The sequence below is a fragment of the Seohaeicola nanhaiensis genome (assembly GCF_042654245.1).
In the GTDB taxonomy this organism is placed as follows: domain Bacteria; phylum Pseudomonadota; class Alphaproteobacteria; order Rhodobacterales; family Rhodobacteraceae; genus Seohaeicola_A; species Seohaeicola_A nanhaiensis.
This window is the reverse complement of record NZ_JBHSGI010000008.1, coordinates 1-11,221: the sequence shown is the minus strand read 5'-3', so window position 1 is coordinate 11,221 and position 11,221 is coordinate 1. Positions and strand designations below refer to the sequence as shown.

At 61.1% G+C, this 11,221-nt stretch carries 12 protein-coding genes and 1 pseudogene; 5 read left to right on the top strand and 8 right to left on the bottom strand.

The features are described from left to right. Positions 1–276: 276 nt before the first annotated feature. The 4 genes from ACFO5X_RS10315 to ACFO5X_RS10300 form a co-directional block, all read right to left on the bottom strand. Positions 277–1,029, bottom strand: a complete 753-nt coding sequence (locus ACFO5X_RS10315; RefSeq protein ID WP_380717340.1) for a transglutaminase-like domain-containing protein — start codon at positions 1,027–1,029, stop codon at positions 277–279. Between the two features lie 88 nt (positions 1,030–1,117). Next, positions 1,118–1,978, bottom strand: coding sequence for a hypothetical protein (locus tag ACFO5X_RS10310; protein ID WP_380717338.1), 861 nt, complete (start codon positions 1,976–1,978; stop codon positions 1,118–1,120). A 42-nt stretch (positions 1,979–2,020) separates the two neighbouring features. Next, on the bottom strand, positions 2,021–2,365 hold the full coding sequence (locus ACFO5X_RS10305; protein ID WP_380717337.1) for a hypothetical protein: 345 nt from the start codon (positions 2,363–2,365) through the stop codon (positions 2,021–2,023). Beyond that, positions 2,365–2,676, bottom strand: a complete 312-nt coding sequence (locus tag ACFO5X_RS10300; RefSeq protein ID WP_380717336.1) for a hypothetical protein — start codon at positions 2,674–2,676, stop codon at positions 2,365–2,367. The genes ACFO5X_RS10305 and ACFO5X_RS10300 overlap by 1 nt, the downstream gene beginning before the upstream one ends. Before the next feature lie 272 nt (positions 2,677–2,948). Between ACFO5X_RS10300 and ACFO5X_RS10295 the strand changes: the two genes are divergently transcribed. The 3 genes from ACFO5X_RS10295 to ACFO5X_RS10285 all read left to right on the top strand — a co-directional run bounded on the left by ACFO5X_RS10295 (position 2,949) and on the right by ACFO5X_RS10285 (position 4,185). Beyond that, positions 2,949–3,374, top strand: coding sequence for a hypothetical protein (locus tag ACFO5X_RS10295; RefSeq protein ID WP_380717335.1), 426 nt, complete (start codon positions 2,949–2,951; stop codon positions 3,372–3,374). Continuing rightward, entirely contained in the window at positions 3,371–3,784 is a 414-nt protein-coding gene (locus ACFO5X_RS10290) for a hypothetical protein (RefSeq protein ID WP_380717334.1), read from the top strand. The genes ACFO5X_RS10295 and ACFO5X_RS10290 overlap by 4 nt, the downstream gene beginning before the upstream one ends. A 134-nt stretch (positions 3,785–3,918) precedes the next feature. After that, entirely contained in the window at positions 3,919–4,185 is a 267-nt protein-coding gene (locus ACFO5X_RS10285) for a hypothetical protein (RefSeq protein ID WP_380717333.1), read from the top strand. Between the two features lie 59 nt (positions 4,186–4,244). Here ACFO5X_RS10285 and ACFO5X_RS10280 read toward each other — a convergent pair whose 3' ends face one another. Continuing rightward, positions 4,245–4,979 (bottom strand): Crp/Fnr family transcriptional regulator, encoded by a 735-nt coding sequence (locus ACFO5X_RS10280; protein WP_380717332.1) that lies wholly within the window; start codon positions 4,977–4,979, stop codon positions 4,245–4,247. A 146-nt stretch (positions 4,980–5,125) separates the two neighbouring features. Here ACFO5X_RS10280 and ACFO5X_RS10275 point away from each other — a divergent pair, with 146 nt between their 5' ends. Continuing rightward, positions 5,126–5,362: a hypothetical protein gene (locus tag ACFO5X_RS10275; RefSeq protein ID WP_380717331.1), complete on the top strand. Its 237-nt coding sequence runs from the start codon at positions 5,126–5,128 to the stop codon at positions 5,360–5,362. An 85-nt stretch (positions 5,363–5,447) separates the two neighbouring features. Here the strand turns inward: ACFO5X_RS10275 and ACFO5X_RS10270 are convergent. After that, positions 5,448–5,723: pseudogene (locus ACFO5X_RS10270) on the bottom strand (DDE-type integrase/transposase/recombinase); the annotation flags it as partial. Positions 5,724–6,095: 372 nt separating this feature from the next. Here ACFO5X_RS10270 and ACFO5X_RS10265 point away from each other — a divergent pair. After that, complete coding sequence (locus ACFO5X_RS10265; protein WP_380717330.1) at positions 6,096–8,528, top strand: calcium-binding protein; 2,433 nt, start codon at positions 6,096–6,098, stop codon at positions 8,526–8,528. A 176-nt stretch (positions 8,529–8,704) separates the two neighbouring features. Here ACFO5X_RS10265 and ACFO5X_RS10260 read toward each other — a convergent pair whose 3' ends face one another. Together ACFO5X_RS10260 and ACFO5X_RS10255 are read right to left on the bottom strand one after the other, a co-directional pair. Then, positions 8,705–10,171 (bottom strand): phospholipase D-like domain-containing protein, encoded by a 1,467-nt coding sequence (locus ACFO5X_RS10260; RefSeq protein ID WP_380717329.1) that lies wholly within the window; start codon positions 10,169–10,171, stop codon positions 8,705–8,707. Between the two features lie 233 nt (positions 10,172–10,404). Further along, on the bottom strand, positions 10,405–10,911 hold the full coding sequence (locus ACFO5X_RS10255; protein ID WP_380717328.1) for a superoxide dismutase family protein: 507 nt from the start codon (positions 10,909–10,911) through the stop codon (positions 10,405–10,407). Between the last annotated feature and the right edge of the window lie 310 nt (positions 10,912–11,221).

The window sequence follows — 11,221 nt, the reverse complement described above, 5'->3', positions numbered from 1 at the left end:
CTCTCCGCCGTCGCCCTCGCCGCAACCGTCATGTTCTAGCTTTGAAGATCAATGAGTCTGGAGCCTAGCAGGGGGCGCCGGTGTTTTCGCCGGCTTCGGCTTCAGCATGGCCGCAGCCCTGGCGGTCAGATCCTTGAGGGACATGTCATCGATCCTTTGATTGGCCGGCGCCAATACCTCATCCATGTCGGACCGGGATACTTGGCATCAGCAGTACATATATCGGGACTGGCAACCCGAATTACGATGACGCGCAGGAAAGGAAACCAAGGTCAGTCAGGCCAATTCATCCGTCCAGACCTTGAACTCCGTTAAAGTGTTTTCGCCGAAGGTTTGGGTTAGAGGGACATCGGCGGCATCGCGACCGCGCGCGATCAGAATTCTCGCAAACCTGGGCTTGTTGTTGCGCGGGTCGAACATGTGCCATTCTCCAGAAAGGAATACTTCCATCCACGCGGCGAAATCCCCAGGCGGATGGGGCAGAGGTTCACCGATGTCGCTCAGGTATCCGGTGCAGTAGCGGGCCGGAATGTTCATGCATCGACACAGAGCGATGGCAAGATGAGCAAAATCGCGGCAGACACCCTGTCGCTCTGCCAGGGTCTGTGATGCGGTACGCGTCGACTTCGCCTGCATGTAGTCGAAGCGCACATGCCCATGCACGAAATCACAGATCGCCTGGACGCGTAACCAGCCGGGCTCAGTGGTTTCGAAGAGACGCCACGCCTCCTCCGACAGAAGGTCGGTATCGCAATACCGGCTGCCCTGCAGAAACACGAGCACATCGAATGGCAGATCCTGAACCTTATGCTGCTGCGCGTCGGGAAACGAGGGATCAGGCCGGCCCGTGTCGCGGAATACACCATCTGTCGACAGACAGAAGTCGCCCGCAGGAGCCAGGAGGCGCGTACACCAGTTGCCGAATGCATCCCGGTAACTTTCGAGTGGCACGCTCGGTGACGTCACAAGATAATCGGCACGCTCCAAGTCGCCAAACCGAGAGTAGTGCACATTCAGCAGCGCGATCATTGGCGTTGGTCGAGCGAAGCTGTATCTCAGACGACACCCTATTCTGACGCGCATTCCGGAAACACAGCCGCGCATCGTTCTATCAGCATCATCTTCCAAGGATGCACGCGCCGTCGGAGAGCTGGAAACCGAGATTGCAACTCCACCTGTTGCCGGATCGGTCGAGATAGGCGTTCTCAGGCAGATCGATGGCGACGCAGGCGCCGTTCAGCGGCTCGTATCCACGCTCGCAGCTCCAGCCTGGCCCATAGGATGACTCGTCCAGATAGGCATTCACTGGCACGACAACGGCGTCGCATCGGTCGTCGATTTTGACGAAACCTCTCTCGCAAGTCCAAGCTGCGCCATAATCGGCGTTGGTCAGATACGCGTTCGCTGGCACAGCGATCGGCAAACATGTCCCGCCAGCGGCCTCATAGCCACGATCACAGGTCCATCCCGTCCCCGAGTCTTCGTCTGTCAGGTAGGCACGTTCGGGAACAACGATGGCCATGCATGCCTTGTTCTCCTGCCGGAACCCACGTTCGCACTGCCAACCGTAGCCGGAAGCCCGCAGGAAGGCATTGGCGGGCACCGGGATGGGATTGCACGACGTCCAGTCCACCTCCTCGTACCCTCGGTCGCACTCCCATCCCGTCCCATAGGAGCGCCCGGTTGGATAGGCATGCGCGGGGATGTCGAGCGCAAGGCATTCGGCGGCCTCTAACCGGTAACCAAGATCGCAGACCCATCCGCTACCATAACTGCGCGCCTGAGCATTCGGAGGCACCGGGCCGGTGCCATCCTGGGCAAACACCGGGAAAGCCACGGGCGCGATCAAACCAGCGACAAAAGCCAGCTTTGAGATCAGTCGTCTCAGCGGATGTTTGGTCGGTCTCTTACCGCCTGCACGTCTTGCAGGATTGGGTGTCTTCGGCGACGGTGCCGGCGGAATTCCCGTGTGGTCCATGGCCCCTTCCTCCGTGACTGACATGGCAAAAGCGAATATCGCTCAAAGCTCGAGGGCCGCGAGACAGGCTTGCGCGATGTCGCGGTCCGGGGCATCGGTTCCGGGAACCGTCGCCCAGCCGGCCGCCATTACTGCGTCGCGCTTCTTATAGGTCGAGGCGGCCCGGATGGTTTCCAGCTTCTCTGCCTGTGCCGGATCGGATCGAGCCATGTCCAGGCAGACCGGCACCATGGCCGAGACGACGTTGTCATGGGACATCGCCATCGCCCTGTCATGCGCCGTTCCGCCGGTCACCCAGCCGCCCCAGGCGAAGCCGACGATGCCGACGAAGACGGCGCCAATCACTGCGCCATAGAGGCCGGGTTTCAGCCATTCGGGAGTATTCATTATATATCCTCCTGCGGAGAAAGCGCCGCGTCGCTATGAATGTTCGTTTCGCTTGTCATCAGATCCCGGCTCACCGCCTCGTTCAGGGCGCGGTCGGATATCGCGCGCAACTCGGTGCGTCCAGCATGACTGCCCCTTCCGCACACTTCCAAGTAGGTCGCCGTCCGCCGATAGGCCTCGAAGCTCAGCCCCTGGATCAGCTCTTCTTCGACAAGAACCTCGTAGTCTCCCGCGGGCAATTCGACCGGATAATCCGCCAAGGTGAACGGGTGTGAAAACGTCACCGTCGATCTGGTCGAACGCATGTCCATCTAAGTACTCCGTGACCCAGGCAGATCCTTCGCCCGACATTTCAGTTGGCCGTCCGGATTGCAGGCCTCTGCTGTCGAACGATTTCTTCCCTTGTACGATGGAACGTCCGGACTGGCGCTGACACATGTTAGTCCCGCGTAAAGAACGGGCTGCGAGCGGCCCTGGGCCGGGTTCCTGCACTGACCTGGGTAAGGGCGCCAGGACTGGAGCTCTCGTACATTCCAGGGTCCAGGGACAATTTGCGTCCCCTCCAGGAAGGATTGGAAAGAAGATGCCCCAAACCGGTATTCTCAACCCGCACCCGCGCGAATTCGAGCGATTTCTCTATGCTTCGGTCGGCGAAGACAGGAACGGTTACGTCGTGACTGTCCTCTCAACGCTTGCACGGCTGGGCCTCGATCCATGGAAGGAGACCAATGATCTGGTCGCACTGGGGCACGACGCCGCCCGCGCGTGGCTGGGAACGCTGCTTGCGCGATTTCGCGATGTTCCCGCGCTCGCAACCGATCATGGCAGGGTCGCGCAAGACCTGAGCCAGTTGCTTCCAGAAGCCCAAATGTCGGCCACCCTGAAGCGAGCCGACTTGACGGTCGCCGACCGCTGTTCGGGTACAAGTGGAGCGGTCTGGGCCGTGCTCGCGATCATCCTCTTGCTGTTTAAGACGATCTTCATTGGCGGAGCGGGGTCAGGCGAATGACAGTTCCAAGCGGGACCGCAGATGCTCGCGATCATGCGGCCCACACCTCCGGGACGATATCGCCACGCGAACAGGGGCCTCTGTGGGACATCGAGGAAAACTGCTGGACCAGTGGCGCCGAAAGCGCGCGGGCGACGACGGCGACCAATGCCGTCATGGTCTTTCCCTATCCGCCCGGCATCCTGCAGGGAGACCAGATCTGGGACCATCTTCGACAGAGGATCGGCTGGCGCTCGGTTCTTTTGGCCGAACGGCGAGTGACCCGCTGCGGCGACATCGCCATCTTGACCTACCGCGTCTCGGCGGAGAAGGCCGACGTTCCGATCTACAAGGCCCTCTGCTCCTCGACCTATATCAACGACGACCACACCTGGCTGAGGATTTCCCACCAGCAAACCGCGGCGACATGAGTGCGAAAGCACAGATCGCCTCGCTGCAGCGGCAAGGGCTAACCTGCATCAGTGCCAAGCGGCGGCCCGCCAGGCTATGCAAGACTAGCCCGCTGAGTGTTTAGTGGGCATTTTTCCGAGTACCCGAGAAGCGCATGGGCATGCTTGCCCTTAATGAGGTGGGCATGTCGGCGCGCGTCTTTTCTCGGAACGTCCAGGAAAGGACAAAGCCAATGACTCCCGAACAGAATAAGACTGCAGAGAAGATGACGACCGTGAAGGCCGCATGGGACAAGGCGCCCGCAGGCCCGAAGAAGGATGCGGCGCTCAAACACTACCAGGCCGCCGAGAAGGCGAATACGGCGCGGAACGACGCCGAGACGAACAAGGAACTGGATGCGGCGACTCACGCTCTTGCGTGATCTCCAGCTTCTGACTTGATCACCGGGGTCGCCTGCCGAGCAAAGGAGGGCGGCCTTCGCTATTTCAGGAGAGGCCCGGTCTGATCCAGATATGCCGGATCGAAGTCGGCAAGGCTCACCAGCCCGCGATGGTCGTGAAATGTCACATGGCCGTCCCGAAACGTCACCAGTCCGCTCTCGCGCAGTTGCCGCAGGATGCGGTTTACATGGACCGCGCTCAAACCCAGCGTATCGGCGAGATGGTACTGCGTCAGCGGACAGTCGAACCCTTCCTTGCTGCCGATGCCGACCAGTGCAAGCCTCGATCCGAGTTCCAGCAGGAAATGCGCCATGCGGGCTTGCGCGTCACGCCTGCCGATCCCGACGAGATGTTCCACCACCATGGCCTCGTCCCTCGACGCAGCCCAGAGTATGGCGGTCGCAAGGCGCGGGGTATGCGCGAACGCATCAAGCAAGTCGCTTTCCAGCACTTCGGCAGCCTCGATGTCGACGACGGGCTCAAAGCTGTGGTCCGACGTGCGCAAGAGCACGCTGCGCAGCCCCAGAAAATCCCCAGGCACCTGGAAATCCACGATCTGCCGCGCTCCGTCGGTCTGCAGCTTGTAGGAACAGACCCAACCTACCGATAGAATATAGGCGGCCTGAGCCGACTGACCCTGATGCACCAAGTCACGCCCAGCGACAAATGTGCGGCGACGTTGGTGCAGCCGTTCCAGCACAGCCAGTTCGGCTTCAGACAGGGTGACGAAGGCCGAAAGCTTTCGCGCAAGAGGGCTGTGTCCAGCTGATGTCATGGGGCTTCCCGGTGTGTCGCGACCCGCAGTGTTCAGTCCGGACACTGCTTTGGATCAGTCCAGCATAAAGCACTTCATGCGAGAAGTACGGATGCATTTGAACCGTGCCTTCCCCCAGGTTCAAGATGCCACGGAAGGGAATCCGGATGTCCATCGCGAGCAAACACGCAGGCCAGGCCGCCTTATCGATCTGCGAGGCGCTCCTGCTTGCCATGAACGATCGCGGGCTGCTGCCAGAGCACGAGATCCTTGGCATTTTGCGTGACGCAGCGGCGACCCATGAAAACGCTACCGGTACGAAAGAGGAAATGCAGGACCACAGATCCGTCGCAGGCGTCATCAACGCGATCATTGCCGGTGGAAACTCGGTACGACGCCTCTAAGTCGGCATTTTTGCGAGCCGCAGCAACACCGCGGTGCTGGCAGACAAATGCGAACCAGTCTCCGCATCGCAGGAGGAAGGCGTCCCTATTCCGCGCAGAGACCGCGCCAGTCGTCGAAAGCGGCGGCACGGTTCTGCTTGAAGATGGTGCGGGAAGAGAGGTTGCGTTCCTGGTTGAAGAGATTGTGAACCGACGCGTGGACGGCGGCGAACAACTGTAACGTTCGCATGCGGCGGAAGCGGCGCATCGCTCGTTCGCGCCTTCGGAATGGTTGATACGAATTCTCCGCACGATCGACCGCCCGCCAAAGGTAGTGCCGTTCGCCGTTGATTTTCACGAATACTTCGTCCACGTGCCAGCGCTAGCGGTTCGATCGCATCCCCTCAACGCGCCTTTTCCAGGTTTGCGGTTGGAACCGGACGCGGGCGTTCCGGAGGTTCTGGCGTTGGGGCGGTCCCGGACCGGGCAGGGCGCGGCTGAAGGTGGTGGGGACGAGGCTGCGTGCAACCGCCCTCTCGGTTGACCCGATCCGTCTCGCGCGACCCTGCCATCGGGTCGCTTCGGTTCCTTGACGGCACCCCGTGTCCGCGCAATACTCTGCATAATATCTTTTGAACCAACGACTTTTTCAGCCTGATGATATGGGTGCCGCCGGTCGGCAAGCTGTTGAGATCAGGATAATTTCTATCTCCCCGGGCTTATTTCCGGGAGTGGTATTTTGAAGGGAAGCGATATGGCAGATTATTTCAATCTGGACGGTCCGACCAAGACCAATGCGGCGAACGAGTCCAACAGTTACTCGAACACGACGCCAGCGCACATCAGCGAAAAATACGACGACCTCGGCGCCAAGGACAACGATACCTATATCGGCGGGAGCGGGTTCGACTTTGTCGAGCTCAGTGCGGGATCGGACCTCTACGACGGCGGGGCAGGCGATTTCGACACCTTTCGTGCGTCGAGCTTCATCACCCTGAAACACGAAGGCAGCGACGGGAAGATTGAAGAAGACCTGACCTTCTCGCAGGCGCTTTCCGTGGACCTGCGCGCAGGGACCTATTCGGTTCAGTGGCGCGACTACAGCAATCTGGAGGATTTTCTCTCCGGCAAGGGCGAGGTGTTCATAACGTCGTCCGGGCAGATCCGGAACTTCGAGATCATCGAGGACAGCGTCGGCGACGATATCCTGTTGGGCAGCGGATTCGAGGTTGTCTATTCGGGTGGGCGCAAGCGGGGAGAGGTTTTCCGGATTGCCTCGGGGGCCGATACGATCGATGGCCGCGGCGGCTGGGATGCTCTCGAGGTCGGCTACAATCGGTCCAGTCTGCACAACTGGATCCGCGACGGGGTCGACGTCGATGTCGGCGCCGGAACCTGGCTGGGGCTGGACGGCAAGACGAGCAAATTCAGCAATATCGAGGAATTCGTGCTGTCGAGCGGTGCCGATACCTTTGTCGGGACCAAGGCCGCCGAGCGGGTCCAGCCCAAGACAGGGGCCGACAAGCTGGACGGCGGCGGCGGTGAGGACATTCTGGATCTGTACAACTCCGGGGCGAGCAACGGCACAGATTTCGTCGGCGTCACGGTTCATGCGGGTGCAGGGACAATCGCGCTGGGGGACGGGGCCGTGATGACCTTTTCCGGCTTCGAGTGGATCATCGGATCGTATTTCGGCGATGTGATCGATGTCGGGAACAAGCAGATCAAGGTGGAGGGCGGCAGTGGCGATGACACCTTGATCGGTGGCAAGCGCAGCGATGACCTGGCGGGCGGCAACGACGACGACACCCTGAGGGGCGGCGCGGGATCCGACCTGCTGCGCGGTCAATCGGGCGACGACAGGTTGTTCGGTGGCGGCCATTCCGACACCCTGGAAGGCGGGGTTGGTGACGACGAGCTTTTCGGCGGCGCGGGGCTGGACTGGGCCGATTACCGTCTTGATGGCACCGGCATCGATATTTCGCTGGCCAAGGGCCATGGCACCGATGGAAGCGGCGGCCGCGACACCTATGACGAGGTGGAGAACGTTTATGGCAGCTCTTTCGATGACGAGATCGAGGGCTCGGCGATCCGGAACGTCATCAAGGGCGGCCATGGTGCGGACGAGATATCGGGCCTGGGCGGGAATGACCTGCTGCAGGGCCAGTTCCACGGCGACACGCTGTATGGCGGCGATGGCGACGATATCCTGGAAGGCGGACAAGGACGGGACACGCTGAACGGCGATGACGGCGACGATACGCTTGACGGCGGAACCCAGACCGATCGGCTGAATGGTGGCGACGGCGACGACACGCTGATTGGCGGTGCCGACAGGGACTTTCTGAACGGCGGTGCGGGGGGCGACAACCTGGATGGCGGCGACGGGAACGACGTCATGAACGGGAATGGCGGCAACGACCGAATTCAGATGGGCGCCGGTAATGACGAGATCGACGGAGGGCGGGGCAACCGCGACTCGATCTCCATGATCGATGCAACCAGCGGGGTGAAGGTCAATCTTGAAACCGGTATCGCGACCGGGGGCGGATTCGGCCGAAACACCGTGAAGAACATCGAGATGGTCTTTGCCGTCGATTTCGATGACGTCATTCAGGGCAGCGGCGCCAAGGAGTATTTCTCCGGTTCCGGCGGCAACGACAGGCTTTTCGGCGGGGGCGGCAAGGATACGCTCTATGGCGGTGCCGGCAACGATCTGATTATCGGAGGCGACGGCGACGATATCCTGGAAGGCGATACCGACAAGACCAGCCGCGATGGCCATGCGGGCCGCGACACCCTGAAAGGCGGGGCCGGCAAGGACCAGCTTTTCGGCGGCGGCAATAACGACACCCTGCTTGGGCAGGATGGCGTGGACACGCTGAATGGCGGCAACGGCAACGACAGACTTTTTGGCGGCAATGGCGAGGATGTATTTGTCTTTTCCAGGGGCAAGGACACCATTCTCGATTTCGAGTTCGACAACCGACTTGGCATCAACGACCGGATCGACGTTTCGGGCGGCGACTCGATTGCAAGTTTCCACAATCTCGAAGAGGTCGCCGCCGCAGTGAACCAGAGCGCCGACCGAGCCGGCAATCTGGTCATTGAAGTCGGCCTGCACACGCTGACCATCCCGGGCGTGACCTTTGATGAGCTGACGTCGCTGAACTTCTTCTTTGCGTGACGGTCTATCTTAGACGGAGGAATCGGACGCATCATTGCAGCAGGCAGGTATCGCTCGGGCAGCGCGGAGGCCCGAGCGATGCCGCCCAAAGGGTCGCGCGGCATGTCTTGCCGATTCTGCGGCGCACCAATCGACGCCGCAGGTCAGAGGCTTTGGGAAATCAGGATCCGTGACTCCTAACCTGCCCACGGAAGCCAGCGGAGGAAGCGCAGGGCTTTGTTTCGGCGGGAGGTTCGTTCCGGATCGAGGAGTTCGTTCTCGGCCAGAACCTCGCTTTCGAGCATATTCAGCTCCGGCGGCTCGAAAGATACCAGGGAACGGCCATCGGATTGCAGCGTCTCGATTGCCTTGATCAGCGAGCCATTGGCCGAGCGAACGGCCTCTTCGAACGTTGCGATCGAGACCCCCAGATGTTCGGACAGGAGGTCATGCCTCAGTGTCACGATCCGCTTCCGCAGGTCCTTGTCTTCCGGCGCGGCTTCGATGGTCAGATCGCACTCGGTATCAAAGCCCATGGACCGGTTGTTGATGTTAGATGAGCCGACTTTGAGCAAGCGGTCATCCATCACCAGCACCTTGGCGTGCACATAGATGTCGGCGCCGCCTTCGGTGACCGGAGTGTAGAGCCGGAACCGACCGTGGACGTCGGCCTGCCGGACAAGACGCAGGAGGCGCGCGCGGGAAGAGCCCATCACCTCTTCCTCGAGCCAGCCGTCCGCGCTATCCGGGTTGATCACAACGATTTCCGGTCCGTCGGGTTCGGAAAGGCGGGCTGCCATTGCCTCGGCCAGGGTGCGCGAAGCGAAATACTGGCTTTCTATGTACAGCACGCGCTCGACCGTCCTGATTGCGGAGAGGTAGAGCGCCTCGATCTCGTGGATCGCCTTTCGGCCCGCGTATTCGGGCATGGTCCGCGAGATCGCGACTGGCACGCGTCTGGCAAATGGCTCCAGCCCCTTCAGCGAGGGTGGCTCGACCGGAGGTGGCGGATCGAGCTTCTCACCTGTCGCGCGTTCCCACCGATCCCGCGCCAGGTCTCCCAGGGCTCGGGCCGCGTCGCCGGTCGCCGCCGTCGTCACATCGTGCCAGGGTTTATAGCGGCGGTGCGTCGTTGGTCGGCGGCGCCGCGGATCGTCGTCTGCATGTGCGCGCGTGTCCCAACGGTCAGCTGTCATGTCTATGCCACCGCAGAATGCAAGTGCATCGTCTATCACCACGATCTTCTGATGGTGCGCTGCCGCGGTCGGATGCGCATTGTCGAGGCGAAAGTGCACCCTCGAACTCATCAGCCAATTGAGCAGAACAATCGGCGTTTCGCCGCGTCCAAGGCTCTGCAATGCGCCGAGGTTCCACTTGAGCAGGTGCACATGCAGTTCGGGATTATTCTTGACCACCCATTTGAGGAAACTGCCGAGCGTGTTCGGAACGGCGCTCTCGCGATCCTCTGGGTCCAGCTCAATGCGCGTGTCAAAGTCCCAGCCAATGAGCAGGATGCTGTGTCGAGCTTGTTGCATCGCGTCGCGAACGATCCGGAAATAATGCGCTGCATCGATGATGACAGCAGCCAAATCAGCCTGTTCGATCCGCCAACAGGTTTGGCCCGGTCGGAGTATCGGGGATTCACTCACGGTGACTTGTTCCAACAACACCCGTCCTTCCATTTTCCGGAGTCTTTCCGATCGTTCCAGAACATCAACACGGCGAGGGAATTTCAAGCAGGCTGGCGTGGCGTAATTTCAGGCTGCGACTTCGGGTGGTCTGAGTCCTATCTATAGTGGGCAGAGCCCCGCAAGCTGTATTGCGCCGGTGGCCGGGTTTGTCACGTTCAGCGGTATTTGGTGCGGTTGGACGGGTGACAAAGCACCCGTCCGTTCGGTCACTGGCGCGCTTCGAATACGCCGCAGGCGATCCGGTCGCCGGCATCCCCCGCTGGCTGGCTTTGGTAGTCGTCGGTTCCATCGTGCATCACGAAGGCGGCGCCGTCACCATCCTGGAGCATTTCGCCAACGCTGAGGAACGGCAGGAAACCGTCGGCCATCACCGCGCCCGAGTCCGGAACCGTGAGGTTCGGCATGTCACCGGGGTGAGGGCCATCCGGATTCAGGGCGCCGTGCTGGCGGTCTCCGGCGATGTGGCCACCCGCCGACTTGAAGTCGGGGGCCAAACAGTCGCCGGTCTCGTGCAGGTGGATCGCGTGGTTTCCGGGGGGCAGTCCTTTCAGATTCAGCCGGATGATGGCCATGCCCGATGGGGTGTCCTGCACCTCGACGGTTCCCAGGTCGTTGCCATCGCGGTCCTTCACCTGTGCGGTGCTGGTGGCCGCGGAAGCCTGACCGGCGGCGATTACCACGGCGAGTGCCGATAGTAGGAGGGGCGTTTTCATAGGGGTTCCTTTCGCTTTGCCGGCCTCGGGGATCACCCCTCGCGGGCCACTTGGGAAGTAACACCTGCCTTGGCTGTCATGTTCCCGATTGCAGGGCGGAAGGCGCTCGGGTTCCGGATCCTGTCGAACCGGCGATGACGTGCGGAGGCTCATGGGGCACACCTCTGATGTTTGAGGCCTTGGTGGGGATACCGCGGATATATGTGACTCGTGTCTCACGGGCACGCTGTGGCTGCGGGAACATCGTAAGCGCCCGATAGTTACCGCAGTGGCATGTCCTTGACGCGTGCGATGATGTCTGGATCGCCGA